Origin of the sequence: Paenibacillus sp. FSL R5-0517, from assembly GCF_037974355.1 — a bacterium.
Lineage (GTDB): Bacteria > Bacillota > Bacilli > Paenibacillales > Paenibacillaceae > Paenibacillus.
In genome coordinates this window covers 6,629,559-6,648,771 of record NZ_CP150235.1, presented here as the reverse complement: position 1 = coordinate 6,648,771, position 19,213 = coordinate 6,629,559, and the positions used below count along the sequence as shown (strand labels likewise).

The 19,213-nt window shown below is 48.9% G+C and carries 15 protein-coding genes; 11 read left to right on the top strand and 4 right to left on the bottom strand.

Translation table 11 applies throughout. The features are described from left to right. Positions 1-120 precede the first annotated feature (120 nt). Together MKX40_RS29680 and MKX40_RS29675 are read left to right on the top strand one after the other, a co-directional pair. Complete coding sequence (locus MKX40_RS29680) at positions 121-1,416, top strand: glycosyltransferase (protein ID WP_339238699.1); 1,296 nt, start codon at positions 121-123, stop codon at positions 1,414-1,416. Positions 1,417-1,560: 144 nt separating this feature from the next. Continuing rightward, on the top strand, positions 1,561-2,289 hold the full coding sequence (locus MKX40_RS29675; RefSeq protein ID WP_339238698.1) for a class I SAM-dependent methyltransferase: 729 nt from the start codon (positions 1,561-1,563) through the stop codon (positions 2,287-2,289). A 189-nt stretch (positions 2,290-2,478) separates the two neighbouring features. On the opposite strand, the gene MKX40_RS29670 is transcribed toward MKX40_RS29675, so the two are convergent. Then, positions 2,479-3,261 carry an ABC transporter ATP-binding protein gene (locus MKX40_RS29670; protein WP_339238697.1) on the bottom strand — a complete coding sequence of 261 codons (783 nt, stop codon included), beginning with the start codon at positions 3,259-3,261 and terminating at the stop codon, positions 2,479-2,481. A 75-nt stretch (positions 3,262-3,336) separates the two neighbouring features. After that, on the bottom strand, positions 3,337-4,563 hold the full coding sequence (locus tag MKX40_RS29665) for an MFS transporter (protein ID WP_339238696.1): 1,227 nt from the start codon (positions 4,561-4,563) through the stop codon (positions 3,337-3,339). 117 nt (positions 4,564-4,680) lie between these two features. On the opposite strand from MKX40_RS29665, the gene MKX40_RS29660 reads away from it, so the two are divergent. From MKX40_RS29660 to MKX40_RS29620, 9 genes are all read left to right on the top strand, one after another. Further along, a complete protein-coding gene (locus MKX40_RS29660; RefSeq protein WP_339238695.1) occupies positions 4,681-5,484 on the top strand; it encodes a helix-turn-helix domain-containing protein in 804 nt (267 codons plus the stop codon). Between the two features lie 354 nt (positions 5,485-5,838). Continuing rightward, positions 5,839-6,756, top strand: coding sequence for an ABC transporter permease subunit (locus tag MKX40_RS29655; protein WP_339238694.1), 918 nt, complete (start codon positions 5,839-5,841; stop codon positions 6,754-6,756). A gap of 29 nt (positions 6,757-6,785) precedes the next feature. After that, positions 6,786-7,667, top strand: coding sequence for a carbohydrate ABC transporter permease (locus MKX40_RS29650; RefSeq protein WP_339238692.1), 882 nt, complete (start codon positions 6,786-6,788; stop codon positions 7,665-7,667). A gap of 67 nt (positions 7,668-7,734) precedes the next feature. Beyond that, entirely contained in the window at positions 7,735-9,330 is a 1,596-nt protein-coding gene (locus tag MKX40_RS29645; protein ID WP_339238691.1) for an extracellular solute-binding protein, read from the top strand. Between the two features lie 39 nt (positions 9,331-9,369). Then, entirely contained in the window at positions 9,370-10,338 is a 969-nt protein-coding gene (locus MKX40_RS29640; RefSeq protein WP_339238690.1) for a LacI family DNA-binding transcriptional regulator, read from the top strand. 71 nt (positions 10,339-10,409) lie between these two features. After that, positions 10,410-11,522 (top strand): glycoside hydrolase family 88 protein, encoded by a 1,113-nt coding sequence (locus MKX40_RS29635; protein WP_339238689.1) that lies wholly within the window; start codon positions 10,410-10,412, stop codon positions 11,520-11,522. Next, entirely contained in the window at positions 11,519-12,583 is a 1,065-nt protein-coding gene (locus MKX40_RS29630; RefSeq protein WP_339238688.1) for a pectinesterase family protein, read from the top strand. Before MKX40_RS29635 ends, MKX40_RS29630 begins: the two co-directional genes overlap by 4 nt. 374 nt (positions 12,584-12,957) lie before the next feature. Beyond that, positions 12,958-14,529 (top strand): glycosyl hydrolase family 18 protein, encoded by a 1,572-nt coding sequence (locus MKX40_RS29625; RefSeq protein ID WP_339238687.1) that lies wholly within the window; start codon positions 12,958-12,960, stop codon positions 14,527-14,529. Next, on the top strand, positions 14,530-16,629 hold the full coding sequence (locus MKX40_RS29620) for a glycosyl hydrolase family 18 protein (protein WP_339238685.1): 2,100 nt from the start codon (positions 14,530-14,532) through the stop codon (positions 16,627-16,629). Positions 16,630-16,783: 154 nt separating this feature from the next. Here the strand turns inward: MKX40_RS29620 and MKX40_RS29615 are convergent, their stop codons facing one another. Beyond that, on the bottom strand, positions 16,784-17,641 hold the full coding sequence (locus MKX40_RS29615) for an aldo/keto reductase (protein ID WP_339238684.1): 858 nt from the start codon (positions 17,639-17,641) through the stop codon (positions 16,784-16,786). A gap of 194 nt (positions 17,642-17,835) precedes the next feature. Continuing rightward, positions 17,836-19,050, bottom strand: a complete 1,215-nt coding sequence (locus MKX40_RS29610) for an MFS transporter (RefSeq protein ID WP_339238683.1) — start codon at positions 19,048-19,050, stop codon at positions 17,836-17,838. Positions 19,051-19,213: the final 163 nt, after the last annotated feature.

The following is a 19,213-nucleotide window of genomic DNA, read 5'->3' as shown; positions in this document are numbered from 1 at the left end:
GGTTTGTTCCATTATGTATTGTAGTTAGCAGTTTCTTTGCCATTACGATTCTTATCTTAACCTTTGCGACTCTTCGTTTTCGAGGGAAAATTAACAGGAAATATGATCGGAGGAAATTGAATGGCTGATTTCCTGCTGTTGATGTCCATCCTCAGTATTTGGATATCCGTCACCGAGTCGATTGTCATTATGGCTGGAGCTATTCGTTTCATTAACAAACAAGAAAAAAAGGGAATTCAAATTCCTGAAAATATGGATGATTACCCCACTGTGACTGTCATGGTGCCTGCGCATAATGAAGGGGTAGTTATCGTGTCTACCGTTGAGCATATATTGCGTCTGAACTACCCTGAGCACAAAGTTCAAGTTATTGTTATTGCAGATAATTGTACAGATAGTACAGCAGAGCACCTGAAGGAACTCAAGGCCAAGACGAGTTATGCAGATCGTGACTTTACCATTCTGGAGCGTACCGGTACAGGTGGGAAGTCGGGAGCTTTGAATGATGGCCTTGAACTGGCGTGGGGAGAATGGATATGTATCTATGACGCAGATGCGGCGCCTGAGCGGAATGCATTGATGTTTTTGACACAAAAAGCATTGGAAAACCCGGAGAAGTATGGTGCTGTATTTGGTCGAAACAAAGCTCGTAATCGGGGTCAAAATTTTCTCTCCCGTTGCATTAATCTGGAACTTGTAACGGTCCAACGTGTTCACCATACGGGGCTATGGGAGTTATTCAAACTGGGCACGATTCCTGGTACGAACTATATTATCAAGGCAGCACTGATCCGTGAGATTGGTGGATGGGACCCTGATGCGATCACGGAAGATACGGCCGTGTCGTTTGATATTCTTACTCGGGGTCAGCTTATTGCATTAGCGCCACAAGCAGAGGCTTACCAGCAGGAACCTGAGCAATTATCGGTATATATGAAACAGCGCGAGCGCTGGTCCAAGGGAAATTACCAGGTTGTTATCGACAATGTGAAGCATTTATTTGACCGTACTAGCTGGAGAATTAAACTGCATGTTCTGTACTATGCTGCAAGTTATTTCTGGTTTATGATCGCTATTATTGTATCGGATATTATTTTTGTCTCGAATCTAGTGTATCAGGTTATTGCATTATTTAATCCGAATGTCATTTCTCCCTTCCAGTTCTCAGGGGATGTTTACGTGTATCTCGTAATAGCATGGGCATTAATGTACTACATTTATGTACTACAAATTAATCTCGCACTCTCAGCAGATATTGGGCAAAGCAATACGCAGAATTTTATTGTGGCCTGCATCTCCTATTTCACATATGCCCAGTTATTTCTGGTCATATCCGTCAAAGCATTTATCTCGCTTATTGGAGATAAGCTATTCCGGAGAGAAACCAAATGGTACAAAACGCAGCGTTTTGGCTGAGAAACATCAACTTATAAATGAAGGGCTGTTTTCTGGATTCGTTCAGAAGGCAGTCTTTTTTACTATGGAAAGATTGGTTGGCATTCTGTATACTCATACAGGCTGTAAAGAGGATCATGCTTACCCGAAACGGAGGGTCATGGAATGAATGACAGAGGATCAGACTTTTACGATGATGAGGCGAATTTCGAGAAGTATATGGAACGTCGCAAGTGGCAGGAGAACGCCAATGATACATTGGAAAAGCCGGTGATGCTGGAGTTGATCGGAGATGTAACCGGCAAGAATATACTGGACCTTGGTTGCGGGGATGCAAGGTTCGCCGCAGAATTGCTGAGTCGGGAGCGCGAAGGTGCGACGTATACGGGAATTGAGGGTTCGGTGAATATGATTCAGGCAGCTAACGAATCCGTAAAAGGATTGAATGCCCGGATTGAACAAGCGTTCATGGAAGATTGGACCTACCCGGCCGAAGTGTACGATCTGGTGATATCGAGACTGGCTGTCCATTATATTGAGGATGTGGAGGGCCTGTTCCGCAATATATACGATACGTTGAAAGAGAACGGGACATTCGTATTCTCCGTAGAACATCCTGTGATCACGTCCACACTGCAACCTTCCGGGACACGAACGGATTGGGTTGTTGATCAGTATTTTGTGGAAGGATTCCGTGAGCAGCAGTGGCTGGGCGGTTCTGTGAAAAAGATGCATCGGTCCATTGAATCCTATTTTATGGCATTGCAGCGGGCGGGGTTCCGTGTAGAACATTTGCGCGAGTCAACACCACAGCGTGCCCATTTCATAAACGAGGAAACCTATCTGCGCAGGCAGCGTATTCCATTGTTTCTGTTCCTGGCTGCCCGGAAATAGATCGCGGTGAAGAAACAGATGGAATAGCTGAGTTATACTCAAAAAGTAGAAAGTTCTACACAGAAAACGGTGGATAACACTAGATATAGCATTGAAAAGCCCAAAATCTATCCACATGTGGATAAGATATTGGGCTTTTACTGTTAAGTTTCTGCACCTATGCTGCGTGTGCTGTGTATAACCACGTAATTATGAATCCGCCGCAGCTCTGACATAGACACGTTCCCCGTGCCGATCAACTTCCACAGGGGCCTCGAAGAAGTTGCTCAGCACTTCGGTGTTCATCAGATCGCTCGTTAGTCCGCTATTCACGATTTCACCCCTACGAAGCAGGAGACTGTGACCGAACACGGGCAATATTTCCTCGGTATGATGGGTGACATAGATGAGTGAAGGGGTGTCTGGACGCTGTGATAATTCACGGATGCTATCCAGCAGTCGCTCTCTTGAGAACAGATCCAGTCCATTGCAAGGCTCGTCCAGAATGAGTACGCGCGGATTGGCCATGAGTGCTCGGGCAATAAGGAGTTTCTGTTTCTCACCTTGAGAACAGGTGCGATATTCACGATCCCACAGGTGCTGACAGCCCAGCGTTCGCATCAATTCCTGTGCCTGTTCCAGATCATCATCCGATAGCTTGTCATACAAGCCAATGGTGGCATGTTTGCCGCTGATTACGACATATTGTGTGCGATCCGTGCCGTACAATTTCTCTTGCAGAGATGAACTGACCCAGCCGATGGATTTGCGGAGCTGTCTCAGATCTACATCGCCATATTCATGGCCCAGCACGGATATCCTGCCTTCCGTCGGCCAGAGATACCCGGTGATCATGTTCAGGAGTGTTGTTTTGCCCGAGCCATTCAGGCCAAGCAACGCCCAGTGTTCTCCGTCATTAACCTGCCAGCTTACATCGTTCAGCAGGGTAAGAGGTCCCCTTTTCCAAGTGACATGCTGTACATCAATAATCATGTGTTAATCCCTCCTTCTGTTATCCTCGTTTGTCCTAGGTGTATTGTAGTCACAACATCAGTGAGGTTTCAACGGTTATCCCGCTGTTCTTGGTTGGTCCTTGCGCAGTAATACGGCACACACACCAAGCAGTGGCAAAAACGAACATAACTTGATAACAAATGCAACGCTGGTCACATCAATTAAGGAACCCAGCACCACCGAGCCAAGTCCAGCCATTCCGAATGACAAGCCAAAAAATAACCCGGATACCGTTCCAATATGACGAGGAAGCAGCTCCTGTGCATAGACAATGATGACGCTGAAGCCGGACATCAGGATTAGTCCAATCATTCCGCACAACAGCATGGACAAGACGGGTCCTGCATAAGGCAGCAACAGGGAGAACGGTGCAGTGCCTGCAATGGAGAACCAGATCATCGGTTTGCGTCCATAGCGATCAGCGAGGGGGCCGCCGAGCAAGGTTCCGACCATGCCTGCGAATTGCAGAATAAACAGACAGATCTGTGCCTGGGAGAGCGGCAAGTCATATGCATCCGCGTAATAGAAGGCATAATATCCGGTCATGCCAGCAATATATACGAATTTGGAAAACAGCAGCAGGATAAGAATGCCCATTGTAAAAGCGATGAATCCGCGGCTTACAGGTCGAGCTACTGGCTCTGCGCCGCTTGATTTTAGAGGCTGTTGCTGACGAATGCGAGTCTCGGCAAGCTTGTCTCTGTACCAGCGACTGACAACAGACTGAATCAAGATACCGATCAGGGCAAAGCCCATCAGCCACAGAAAACTACGCTGCCCATGTGGCAGCAGGATGAAAGCGACCAGTAATGGAGCAATAGCCTGTCCCGTGTTGCCTCCCACCTGGAAGATTGACTGCGCCATTCCGCGTCCACGGCTGGCCGCCATATGAGCCACACGTGAGGACTCAGGGTGGAGGATGGATGAGCCTATGCCAATCAATGCTGCAGAAACAAGCAGCATCCATAACTCGGAAGACAAGGCTAAGCCGAGCACACCGATCAGTGAGAATAACATGCCTCCGGGAAGCAGAATCGGCATGGGTTTGCGATCTGACATATAACCGACCAGGGGCTGAAGGACGGATGCAGTAATATTCAGGGTGAAGGCAATCCAACCCATCTGGGCGAAACTGAGCTGCATGGTTTGCTGAAACAGCGGAAAAGCAGATGGAACCACGGTCTGCATCGCATCATTCAGCAAATGGGCGAAGCTGACTCCGGCGAGTGCCCAATTGGCGGAAGAGTTGATTTGCATTTTGCTTAAAGTGGCCTGAGCCATGGGAGATCACCTCGAATTATTTTTTTCTATGATAAAAGATACGGTCAGGCATTGTCTTTGTGAAAAGTGCTTGGAAAGTGAGCACGATTTGCTATAATGTCAGCAGGTGAGGAAACGATGGAATTAAACATGACGTTAAATGGGTTGGAATTATGGAAAGCTACCGGAGGGTTCGCGAATGAACCTCATGTGCATGATGACTGGTATCAGCTAACGTTGCCGGTCAGAGGCCAATGTCATCTGGTACAGGAACGGCACGCATACCCTCTGAACGCAGGCAAGGGGATTATTGCTCATCCTCAGACTGAGCATTATTTTGAGATAGGGTCGGATTCGGCTGTCATCGTGATCAAGTTCCGTAAGCCGCCTTTAGGTAGTTTAGAAGGTGCGGAGATTAGTAGCGGACAAGCTGAGTTTCGACCCACCCATACTTTTGATCCAACGGAGATCAGCAGTCTGTTCCGAGGCTGGAACTCCATTTTGTTAGATGACATGCCGGATTCGCTCCAAGTACAGGAAACAGAAATGGCGGTCGAGATGTATCTAAGACGCATGTTGATGGGGCAGGAAAATGGAAAAACGGTTGCAGATAATGGTCCATGTATGGACCCTCATCTCCGCCGCGTGCTGGATTACATTCACAGTGCCTATACGGGTCCAATGGATATTGATTCGATGGCGATGGTCGCGCATCAGAGCCGATATCATTTCATGCGCTCTTTCAAGACTCTTACGGGAAAGACACCGTATCAATATTTATTAAATTTGCGTGTAGAAGAAGCGTCCAGAAGGCTCCGCCTTACGACGGATTCGGTAACCACCATCAGTTATGAACTGGGATTTTCCAGCGTCAGTCAGTTTTACAGAGCGTTTCAGCGAGTATATGTTATGACACCGATGGAGTATCGGAATCAAGTGTAGATTATCAATACAGTCTCGCGTATGCGAGGCTGTATTTAGTGCGTTGCAGCATGTCACTGATTTTTGTTGTTGCCAAACAATGGAGACTTTGCTAAGATGGGAAAAAGTTTATGTAAGCGTATACATTTAATTTAAAATTACAACGTTGTAATTATGGTTTTAACAATTGATTCAAAAGAAAGAACTACAATGTAAGGAGGACTATTTCGATCAAGAATCTCTTTTTACGCAGAATATTATAGGTTGTTACCAAAAGTGGATGGGATGAATAACAAATACGTCAGTGAAATGGCAGTTCACTTTTATTCAAAAATTCAAACGTTGTAATTATGTGGCGAAGGGGAGTGTTTCACGTTGAAAAAACGCATGTCTACGCTGTTCAGCCTGATCAGACGAGATAAGTATTTACTGCTGATGTTTTCACCTATCTTCCTGTATTACCTCATCTTCATGTACCTTCCGATGCCTGGCGTGTTGTTGGCATTTCGTAATTTCCTGCCGGGTCAGGGCATGCTCAGCGGGGAATGGGTGGGACTGCGCTGGTTCGAACAGTTCGTGAATTCCATTTACTTCTGGCGACTGCTGCGCAACACGTTCTTGCTTGCATTTCTGCCACTCCTGTTTGGCTTCTCGATCCCCATTCTGTTCGCGGTCTGCATTGTGGAGATCAAGAACCGAACTTTCAAACGATTTGCCCAGACGGTTACCTACCTTCCTCACTTCATCTCCACTGTTGTTGTAGCCGGCATGATTATTAACTTCCTGTCACCAACAGACGGTATTGTGAACACCCTCATTGCGAGTCTTGGTTTGGAAAAAGTGAACTTCATGATGGATGCCAGCTGGTTCCGCACCATCTTCACAAGTTCCGACATTTGGCAGAGCTTTGGCTTCAGCTCCATCATCTACATTGCAGCCATTATGGGGATCGACCCCGAGATGTATGATTCCGGCAAAATCGACGGCGTCAACAAATTCCAGGAGCTATGGCACCTGACCCTTCCCAGTATCAAACCAACCATTGTCATTCTTCTGCTTCTGTCGCTTGGCGGCATTATGAGCGTAGGCTTCGAGAAAGTATATCTGCTCTACAACGGAGCCACCTACGAAACGGCGGATGTCCTGTCCACCTATGTATACCGGATGGGGATCGAGGGCCAGAACTACGGCTTTGCCACAGCGGTCGGCCTGTTTAACTCCATTATTACCTTTGTGCTTGTGTTTGCTGCCAATTCCATGACCCGCCGCCTGACCAAGATGTCACTCTGGTAAGACTATAACCCGGACCAAAGGAGACCTGTATGCAAAAATCGAGAAGTGACCGTTTGTTCTACGGAGGTGTCTACCTGCTGACCATACTGGCGGTGGTTGTCACGTTATATCCCTTTCTGTACGTCATCAGCATTTCATTCAGCTCGGTGGATGCCATCGACAAACAAAAAGTCGTATTGTGGCCCGTTGGCTTTACCCTGTCAGGTTACCAAATGGTACTGCAATACAAGGAGTTATGGGTATCGTTCTACAACACCCTCTGGTACACCGTGGTAGGCACACTGTTGAACATTGTGGCCACATGTCTTGCCGCGTTTCCATTATCCAGACAGCAGTTTTTCTTGCGTCGCAAGCTGAACTTTTTCATCGCTTTCACCATGTATTTCTCAGGTGGGCTCATTCCGGTCTACATGCTGATTACCTCGCTTGGGCTGTACAATACCCGCTGGGTCATGGTGCTGCCCGTGCTGGTCATTACGTTTAACGTCATGATCTGCCGTTCGGCCTTTGAAGGCATTCCAAATGAGATTTTCGAAAGTGCCAGTATAGATGGGGCCAACGAGATGACGATGCTGTATCGTCTGGCGGTTCCCATCATCAAGCCGACGCTGGCTGTTCTCACGCTCTACTATGCGGTATTCCACTGGAACAACTTTTTCTCGGCCCTATTATATCTGGGCAAACAGGATATGCAGCCCTTGCAGATGTTCCTGCGAAGGGTGCTGATCATGGCATCACCGGAAGTGATGCAGAAGATGGGCGGCACGATGACATCCGGTGCGCTGGCGGTCTCGACCCTTCAGGTTCGTTATGTATCCATTGTGGTCAGCATTCTGCCTATTGTTACGATCTACCCGTTTATCCAACGGTACTTCGTTAAGGGAATTACCCTCGGAGCCGTGAAAGGATAGCTTGTATTGCTTAGTGTCATGTCATTCAAGGGAGTTCAAAAGGGTTCATACCAAGGAGGAATGATGGATGAGATTTAAAGGGGCAGGAAGAAAAAGCGTAATGGCAGCGATACTGGCAATCAGCCTGGCAGGATGTAGCGGCGGAACAGGGGCGGGAACTGATGCGGGAAGTACTCCAACCAGTTCGGAACCTGCATTTAATTACACCGGTGCAGGACCGGTAACGGATCAGCCGGATGCCAAGTTGTCTGTTCTCGGAACCAATGCCTGGACGACCAATGTGGATCTGTCTACCGCCGCCATTGTGAAGAAAATTGAGAGCAATGCCGGCGTTACAGTGGACTGGGATCTGATTCCACCGCAGAACTATGCAGATGCCGTAAATCCGAGGTTGGCTGCCGGTACCGGCTTGCCCGATATCGTGTATCTGCCGGATCAGGATCAGCTCATGAAGTACATCAACAGCGGTTTGTTCATTCCGATTAATGATCTCGTAGAGAAGTACGGCGTAAATCTCAAAAAAATATATGAAAAGTCGCCTTCGGTCAAAGCCAGTTTAACGACGCCAGATGGTAAAATGTATTATGTCCCGCAGCAGACGCTCACCCGCAACTACATGCCGGTATTTATGGTTAATGTGCGCTGGCTGGATAAGCTGGGATTAAGCGAGCCAACGACGCTGGATGAATTCACGGCGATGCTGCGCAAGTTCAAGACAGAAGATCCGAACGGCAATGGGCAGGCGGATGAGATTCCGCTCTCTATGGAAGCCAAATTTGTGTCCATGGCCTTTGGTCCGGCATTTGGACTGGATCTGTCCAATCAGTTTTATGCTGACGATCAGGGCAAGGTGCATTTCAGCTATTATGAACCAGCGTACAAGGAATACCTGACCTATCTGAACGGACTGTATAAGGAAGGTCTGCTTGGCGTGGATTATGCGAGTACTACGAGTGATCAGGTCACATCGCGCATCTCTCAGGATGTCACCGGCGCAACGTTTAATTTTAGCTGGTACATGTCGATGGTCTACAGCCCGCTGTTCAAGGATTACAATCCGGAAGAGCCGATCATCAAAGGCATTCTGCCACTGAAAGGACCACATGGCGATCAGTTCTACATCGGTCGTACCCCGGTTAGCGGCATCTTCGGTATCACGCGGGACAGCAAAAATCCGGAGCTGGCTTTCCGCTTCCTGGATTATGCGGTAAGTGAAGAGGCACAGACGTATTATACTTGGGGCATCAAGGATGACACGTATACGGAAGAGAATGGCGTGAAGACATTTACGGACAAAGGCAAGGACAATGAATACATTCAGAAGCTCGGCATCGGTCCAGTGAATCTGCCGAACATTCAATCCACCGATTCTGCCGATTCCGTCGTAGCCCCTTGGCATGCAAAGATGGATAAGGAACTGGAGCCGTATGTCCGCGAACCGTTCCCGTTTGTCTATGCCCTGCCGGATGAAGCGAGCGTGGAGAGCATGGCGATGCCTGACATCACCACATATGTGGAAGAGATGAACTTCAAGTTTATTAGCGGTGATGCGAGTCTGGACCAGTTTGACAGTTATATTGAGACGTTGAAGAAGATGAATATAGAGCAGGTTATTGCGGGCAGACAGGCACAATATGATCGTTATAAGGCTGCACAGAAATAGGAAATAGGGTTTCAGGCGTATGAGAGGTGTTGATTGATTTTGATAACCATTAAAGACATTGCCAAACTGGCGGGGGTGAGCTATAGCACGGTATCGAAGGCGCTGAATGATGATCCCCGAATCAAACCGGCAACGAAGCAGAAGGTGCTTGCGGTCGCAGAGAAACATCAATATCGGAAAAATATGCTGGCCCGGCAGCTCTCCACCGGCAGGAGCAACATCATCGGCTTTGTGCTGGATGAGCTGAGCAATCCGTTATTCTCGAACATCTCCGGCCGTCTGCACACCGAGCTGAAGAAGCGGGGATATCAGATGATCCTGGTGGTGGCCGATGATGGCGTGGATGTCTTCAGCCAGCTGCGTGTGGATGGATGTATTCTGTGGGACTATGCACTGGATAATCGGGATGTATTTTGGAAAAAGTTCTCGACACTTAACATGCCATGTTTTGTGCTGGGTACAGATGAAGCGCCGAACTCTCCTTACATCAAGATTGATCGCAAAGAAGGGCTGTTCAAAGCAGTGGAGCATCTAAAATCGCTGGGCCACAGCCGAATCGGATTCATCGGCAACTCCCAGCATGTCAAGTTGGAGGGTTACCGGGAAGCGTTGCAGCGCACAGGTCTGGCTTTTAACGAAGATCATGTGCTGCCAGCGTATTCCTCCTGGGAAGACGGGTATTTTGCCATACGTAATCATGCGTTTGGGCCGGAGTCGCCGACAGCTTTTATTGGACTGAACAACTTGGTCACCCGAGGTGCGCTCCGGGCTTTGCTTGAAGCAGGGTTCAACGTTCCCCGCGATATCTCTTTAATCGGGTATGATGATCTGCCGGATATGCAGTATGCCGAAGTAGCCTTGACGACAATTGGCCCGTCTCTGGATGAACTGGCCGTGCAGGCAGCGGAGCTGATTGTATCGTTGATTCGTGATGAACAGGTCGATGTTCCGGTAGTCGTTCAGCCCAAGCTGAACCTTCGCAATTCAACGGCAATGTGCCGACAATAAGCAAGAGTGAAGCGGTTATCCGTTAGTCATACATGTATTAGGTGGTTACAACATTTAAGGAGGAATTGCTTATGCAGGTACAGACGCAGTTATCCTGGTCTGAGCGAATTGCAGCAACGATCATCCAGCAATGTGACGGGGACGGTTATCATGCGTTCCCTTCGGGACGATGGGCATACGTGGAAGGCATGACATTGATGGCGATGGCACGAACCGGGCGTTATTATGGCAAGCAAGAGTATGTTGATTTTATGAAAAAACATATGGACCTGTATATCCAGCCCGACGGCTCTATTGGCACGTATACTTTGGAAGAATATAATCTGGATCAGATTAATCAGGGGAAAAACCTGTTTGCATTGCTTGAGGGTGCTGAAGATCAGCGTTACGCAGAAGCGGCGCATCTCCTGGCTGCACAGCTCGCAGGGCAACCTCGAACGTCGGAGGGCGGATTCTGGCACAAAAAAATCTATCCATTCCAGATGTGGCTGGACGGCTTGTATATGTCGTCACCTTTTCTATCCGAGTATGCGAAGACATTTGATCACCCCGAGTTATGGGATGAAGTGGCACACCAGATTCTGCTGATCGAACGCCAGACCCGTGAGCCGCGGAGCGGGCTGCTCTATCATGGCTGGGATGAATCGAAGGAGCAGGTCTGGGCCGATTCATCGACAGGTTGCTCGCCACACTTCTGGAGCCGGGCGATGGGCTGGTATGCCATGGCCATTGTAGACAGCGTGGAGCATTTCCCCGTGAATCATGCAAAGCGCGGAACCATCATCGGTATCTTCGAACGGATGTGCCATGCTTTGGTGCGCGTGCAGGAGCAGGAGAGCGGGTTATGGTTCCAGGTGCTGGATCAGGGCTTCCGCAAAGGCAACTATCTGGAAGCATCCGGGTCAAGCATGTTTGTATATGCGCTTGCGAAGGGTGTGCGGCTAAAGTATCTGGAGCCGCATTTCAGAGCAGCGGCGGAGAAAGGATGGCAGGGGCTTTCCTCCAGATTGGTGGAGGAGACGGCTGATGGCGTTCGGTTAAACGGGATCTGTCATGGCGCAGGACTAAGTCTGGACCGGGATGGCTCGTACAGCTACTATGTGAGCGAAGCGGTTGTAAGCGATTCCTTTATGGGGGTGGCACCGCTCCTGCTGGCAGCGCTGGAAATGGAGCGATTGCCATGACACAGCAGAGATTGCCGAATGCAGCATTGGAACCATCGTCTTCCTGTCTGACTGTTGCTTCAGACGGGACGGGGGATTATGTGACGATTCAGGCTGCAGTTGATGCGCTGCCGGAGAATGGCATCGGAAACGTCCCGATTCGAGTGAAAGCTGGCGTCTATTATGAGAAGCTGCATATGGAGAAGCCGGGCATCCATCTGATTGGTGACGGGGCGGAGCAGACGATCATTACGTATGATGATCATGCACTCAAGAAGTTCCCGGACGGGTCGCCATATCATACGTTTCATTCCTATACCGCTTTTATCGGTGCCGATAATTTCACGGCAGAGGGGATTTCATTCGTAAATGCTGCCGGGCCGGGCAAGGAGGTTGGTCAGGCGCTGGCCGTTTACGTAGATGGAGACCGGGCGGTCTTTCGCCGCTGTCGTCTGATCGGTCACCAGGATACGATTTTCACTGGCCCGCTACCAGAGCAGCCTATGGACCGCAGTTACTTTGGCGGGCCACGCGATGGTGCCGAGCGGCGCAAACTGCGACAGTATTTCGAAGACTGTTACATTGAAGGCGATATCGATTTTATTTTTGGCTCGGCTACGGTGGTATTTAAGGGCTGCGAGATTTTTACGAAGAATCGCCTGACCGAAGCGGAGGCTGCGGATGGACAAGTGAACGGCTGGATTACCGCAGCATCTACGCCGGAGGATGTACGTTACGGCTATGTATTTCTGGACTGTGATCTGACCAGCAATGCTCCGCCGCAGTCGGTGTATCTGGGCAGACCGTGGCGTCATCATGCCAAAGTCTGTTTCCTCAACTGCTGGATCGGCGCTCATGTGAAGCGGGAGGGCTGGCATAACTGGAACAAGACTGATGCAGAGCAGACCGTCCAGTATGCGGAGTATAACAGTGCTGGGCCTGGTGCCGCACATGCTGCCGATCGTGTGACTTGGGCCAAAATACTGACCGAACAGGAAGCGGCGGAATACGCTCTACCTCTGATTCTATCCGGCGTGGATGGATGGCAGCCTTTCGAAGGGAGAGGGGAACAGCAGCGGTAAGATTTGCCCTATCCTCTCTACACAATATACAACAAAGGCTTTCTTTCAAGTCTCCTAGGACTTGAAAGAAAGCCTTTTCGGCGTGCCATATTACATTTTTCGCCCCCAATAGAACTATTTTATCCCTTATCTCCCAGGCATTTTACTGATTAAATACAGGGTGAGGATCTGTAAATTCCCTGTAAAATTTGGTGATGTCTGCTGAAAGAGAAAACGAGAGGGAAGGTCCATTTTGATAAGGGAAGGGAGTGAAGCGACACCAACATCAGATGGCTGAATGAGGCTGGCTCTAATCGATCAAAGATCAGATACAGGTGAGCGACTGATGCCTTGTTTGCAAGGTGAACGTATCCTTAATACAGGAGGGATTTTGCTTGAATCAAGCTATTCGATTCCGCCCGGTTATTACATTTGCTTTGGCATTTCTTCTACTTCTTTTGTGGTTTGTACCGAGAGCCGATGCCGCCGCCCAGTGGCAGGCAGGCACCGCATACAAGAAAGGAGACCTCGTCACTTATCAAAATAAAGATTATGAGTGTATTCAGGCCCATACGGCATTGACCGGATGGGAGCCCTCTGTTGTACCCGCGTTGTGGAAATACGTCGGGGAAGGTTCGGGAGGCGAAACGCCAACGCCAGATACGGCGCCACCTTCTGTTCCTGCGGGTCTGACTTCATCCGCCATAACGAACACCTCCGTTAGCCTTGCCTGGAATGCATCCACGGACAATGTGGGCGTAGTGGCATATGAGGTGTACCGGAACGGCGTTCTTGTGACAAGTACTTCAACTACAACGGTTGTAGTCACAGGACTGACGGCCAGCACGACCTATGCATTTACGGTAAAAGCCAAAGATGCCGCAGGCAATATATCCGCTGCGAGCACCTCCCTCAGTGTAACAACTTCCAACGGTTCTTCTAATCCTGGGCCAACCGGCAGCAAATGGCTGATCGGCTACTGGCACAACTTCGATAATGGTTCAACGAATATCAGACTTCGTAATGTATCAACAGCCTATGACGTCATTAATGTCTCCTTTGCCGAACCGATTTCACATGGCAGCGGAACACTTGCTTTTACTCCATACAATGCGACGGTAGCCGAATTCAAATCCGATATTGCCTACCTGCAAAGCCAAGGGAAAAAAGTACTGCTTTCCATGGGCGGAGCCAACGGTACCATTGAACTTACCGACGCAACCAAGAGACAGCAATTCGAAGATTCGTTAAAATCAATCATTTCCACCTATGGTTTCAATGGTCTCGACATCGACCTGGAAGGAAGCTCCCTGTCTCTGAATGCAGGGGATACCGATTTCCGTAGTCCAACTACACCGAAAATTGTTAACTTCATCCAAGGTGTGAAAGCGGTTAAGTCACACTTCGGCGCCAATTTCATCCTGACGGCTGCGCCGGAGACGGCCTATGTACAGGGGGGATATCTAAGCTACGGTGGTCCTTGGGGAGCATACCTGCCAGTCATCCATGCTTTGCGTAATGACCTGACCCTGCTTCATGTACAGCACTATAACACGGGCTCCATGGTGGGTCTGGATGGGCGCTCTTACGCCCAGGGAACAGCTGATTTCCATGTGGCTATGGCTGAGATGCTGCTTCAGGGCTTTCATGTAGGCGGCAGCTCCGGTCCTTACTTTAGTGCCTTGCGACCGGATCAGATTGCCATCGGCGTACCGGCTTCCCAACAGGCTGCCGGAGGTGGGTATACCACGCCAGCCGATCTGCAGAAGGCGCTGAATTATCTGATCAAAGGTGTGTCGTACGGCGGTTCCTATACTTTGCGCCAGCCTGCGGGCTATGCGGGGATAAAAGGGATTATGACCTGGTCAATCAACTGGGACGCATATACGAATAATCAGTTTTCGAGCGCACATCGTCCGTTCCTGAACGGGCTGAGTACGCAAACGACAAAGGAGGTTGTGTATTAGATGATACCTTTCAATAAACACACTGCTTTCAAGAAAACCGCAAAGTTTCTCCTGGGTCTATCCCTGCTCTTATCCATCATTGTTCCTTCTTTTGTGCTCCAACCCGCTACGGCGGCGGCAGCAGATTCTTATAAAATTGTTGGTTACTATCCGTCCTGGGCTGCGTACGGGAGAAACTATAATGTAACAGATATCGACCCAACCAAGGTCACGCATATCAACTATGCGTTTGCCGATATTTGCTGGAACGGTGTTCATGGGAATCCGGACCCTTCGGGCCCAAATCCTGTGACTTGGACTTGTCAGAATGAAAAAAGTCAGACAATTAATGTGCCCAACGGAACAATTGTACTTGGCGATCCTTGGATCGATACAGGGAAGACATTTGCAGGGGATACATGGGATCAACCCATTGCAGGCAATATCAATCAGCTGAACAAGCTGAAACAAATCAATCCTAATCTGAAGACAATCATCTCTGTGGGAGGATGGACGTGGTCCAACCGCTTCTCTGATGTAGCTGCGACTGCTGCAACGCGAGAAGTATTTGCGAACTCTGCCGTGGATTTCCTGCGAAAATACAACTTTGACGGGGTGGATCTGGACTGGGAGTATCCGGTATCAGGCGGGCTTGATGGTAACAGCAAACGTCCTGAGGATAAGCAAAATTACACGCTGCTTCTGAGCAAAATCCGTGAGAAGCTGGATGCTGCGGGAGCTGTGGACGGCAAGAAGTATCTGCTTACGATTGCAAGCGGTGCGTCGACGACCTATGCTGCGAATACAGAGCTTGCCAATATAGCGGCCATCGTCGACTGGATTAATATTATGACATACGACTTTAACGGGGCCTGGCAAAAAGTCAGCGCGCATAACGCGCCGTTGAACTATGACCCTGCGGCTTCGACTGCCGGGGTGCCGGATGCCAATACATTTAATGTGGCTGCCGGAGCACAAGGACATTTGAATGCTGGCGTGCCGGCCGCCAAACTTGTGCTTGGTGTTCCATTCTATGGCCGCGGCTGGGATGGATGCGCACAGGCGGGCAATGGCCAGTATCAGACCTGTACGGGAGGTTCCTCCGTTGGAACATGGGAAGCAGGTTCCTTTGACTTCTATGATCTGGAGACCAACTACATTAACAAAAACGGGTACACGCGTTACTGGAATGATACGGCCAAAGTGCCATATCTCTATAATGCATCCAACAAGCGTTTTATTAGCTATGATGATGCGGAGTCGATTGGATATAAAACCGCTTATATCAAGAGCAAGGGGCTCGGCGGTGCGATGTTCTGGGAGCTTAGCGGTGACCGCAACAAAACACTCCAAAATAAACTAAAAGCCGATCTGCCTACCGGAGGTACAGTACCTCCAGCAGATACGACGGCGCCAAGCGTACCGGGAAATGCCCGCTCGACAGGTGTGACGGTCAACTCGGTGACGCTCGCTTGGAATGCTTCAACGGATAATGTCGGGGTTACCGGGTATAACGTCTACAATGGTGCCAATCTTGCTGCCTCCGTCAACGGAACGACCGCAACAATCAGCGGTCTGTCCGCGGGTACTTCCTATACCTTTACGATCAAAGCAAAAGATGCGGCAGGTAATCTGTCTGCAGCCAGTAATGCTGTAACTGTAAGCACCACGACTCAGCCTGGAGGTGATACACAAGCGCCAACTGCACCGATGAACCTGGCATCGACAGCGCAAACGGCATCCAGCATAACGCTGAGCTGGGCGGCATCTACGGATAACGTGGGTGTAACGGGTTATGATGTGTACAATGGAACGGCTTTGGCGACATCTGTCACCGGAACGACAGCAACGATCAGTGGGCTCGCTGCGGATACCTCGTATACATTTACGGTAAAAGCAAAGGATGCGGCGGGGAATAGTTCTGTTGCGAGCAATGCGTTGACTGTGAAAACGGCAGCAGGAACGACGAACCCGGGCGTTTCCGCCTGGCAGGCGAATACAGCCTATACTGTAGGACAACTGGTCACGTATAGCGGCAAGACGTATAAATGTTTGCAGTCCCACACTTCCTTGCCTGGGTGGGAACCTTCCAATGTTCCTGCATTGTGGCAGGTTCAATAGTTAAAATATGCAATACCTCATTTTGAATTGAATTATGCAGTGTTAGCGAGGTTTGGCTATAGGGAAGAGAGTATAACGAAAAACCATCGGCTCCTGGTCCGGTGGTTTTTCGTTATGTTATGTCAAACAACACAGGCTCGCAAAAGGTTATTCATTAAAAATCGAAGTTGTCCGGATCAGGTCCAACGCGTACATCTTCGTTCAGAGCACTGATCTGATCCATCTCTTCATTGGAAAGTTCAAAGTCGAAGATGGAGGAATTTTCAATAATCCGGTGTTCCTTGGTGGACTTCGGAATGGTAATGACTCCATTTTGCAGATCCCAACGCAGGATGACTTGTGCAACGGATTTGCCTTTGGCTGAAGCAATAGCCGTGAGTACTGGATTGTCCAACAGCTGACCTTGCATCAGAGGTGACCATGCTTCGAGCTGGATACCATGCTTTTCGCAGAAAGCCTTGAGTTCTACCTGAGTCAGGCGAGGGTGGTATTCCACCTGATTGATCATCGGTTTCACTTCGGCATCCTGCATCAGGTCTTCGAGGTGATGAATCTGGAAGTTACTCACACCGATGGCCTTAATGCGGCCGGCTGCGTACAGCTCCTCCATGGCTTTCCAGGCTGCTTTGTATTTGCCTGCCTTAGGCCAATGAATCAGATACAGATCCAGGTATTCCAATCCTAGTTTGTTCAATGTGGTATCAAAAGCAGCAAGTGTCTCTTCATATCCGAGGTCTGCATTCCATACTTTAGATGTAACAAACAGTTCTTCGCGCTTCAAATTGTTTTCTTGCAAAGCTTCTGCAATCGCTTGTCCAACACCGGATTCATTACCGTATATTGCAGCAGTATCGATACTGCGGTAGCCATGTTTAATTGCATTTTTCACAGCATCAACCAATTCAGTTCCTTCTTCTACCTTAAATACACCTAATCCGAACCAAGGCATAGAAACACCGTTATGCAGACTTACTGTGGATTGTAAATGTTGTGCGGTTTGAGCTGTTGTCATGAGATTTCCTCCTTAAAGTGTGTAAAAATCAGTGATTTCAAGCTGAATTATCATTTTTTATCATACAAAATTAAATCATAGTAGATCAAATTGGGTTCAACGTATATAGTATAATAAAATACGATATGAAACCGGTTCCCCTTGAAGACTGGCATGGAAATATATCAGAGTGAGACCCAAAATCGGAATGGAAATTAGAATGAAGCTTTCTCCATGTTGACGGACCCATGTTGATCCTTGCTTTCCAGCATTTTAGCCCATGCGGTCAGGATTACAGCTACAAGAACCATCAAGGCTCCGACCCATGTCGTGTGAATCAGACCCATGGAGTCATTGATCACGCCACCCAAATAGGCACCTATAGCAATCCCGGCATTAAATGCGGCGATGTTAAAGGCTGAGGCTACATCTTTGGCCTGTGGTGCATATCGTTCAGCCAAAGTTACAACGTACATCTGAAGACCAGGCACATTCATGAAGGCAAGTAGTCCCATCCCCATAATGGTGAGCAGTGCTGCCAGCTTAAACGGAACGGTGAAGTACATGACACCTAGAATGATGGTCTGAATGATGAACATGTAGAAGAGCGCCTTGAGCGGGTTACGATTGGCTGCTCTGCCGCCGATGATGTTGCCGACAGCAATGGCAATTCCGTACAACAACAGAATGAACGCGACTGTTTTCTCGGAATATCCACTGATATCATGCAACAATGGGGACAGATACGTGAAGACAACAAATGTTCCTCCGTACCCAACAGCAGTAATGGCAAAAGCAAGCAGCAAGCGCCCACCTGTAACTAGCTTCAGCTGATCCCGAAATGCCGTTCGTGTTCCTCGCTTCAACGTGGATGGCACGAGTATGAGGTTTCCAATCATCGCAATGATGCCAACCCCAACAATCAGGATAAATGCAGCGCGCCATCCCATATGTTGACCGATAAGTGTACCGAGAGGTACACCGGTTACTGTGGCAATGGTTAGACCGGAGAACATGATGGCAATGGCACTCGCCCTACGGTTGGCAGGTACCAGATCCGCTGCGATGGTGGAGCCGATGGACATGAATACGCCATGTGCAAGCGCGGATATCACTCGTGCTATGAGTAACATGGTAATGCCTGTCGATAGCGCAGCCATCGTGTTACCTGCGATGAATACAATCATGATGGCAAGCAATAGCGTTTTGCGTGATATGGTAGACGTCAGTGAGGTCAGAACAGGAGCCCCAAAGGTAACGCCCAATGCATATAAAGTAACGGTCAGTCCCGCTGTAGTTACGGAAATGCCCAGGTCATCTGCAATGAGGGGCAGGAGCCCAACGCTGATAAATTCTGTGGTACCGATGGCGAACGCACTAATGGCCAGTGCCAGCAGCGCCCATGTGCTGCGTTTTGAATCTTGTAACATTTCTTGCTCAACTCCCCCGAATGTAGATTTACGTACCGGCAAATGCTATTATGAGTTATTCAGTATAGATTGAATAGTACGTACTTTTTAGTACCCTACGTACTTTTTGGTGCCTATACAGCATGCGACGGATGTAATCCAATTCATCAGGGAGGTAACAAGT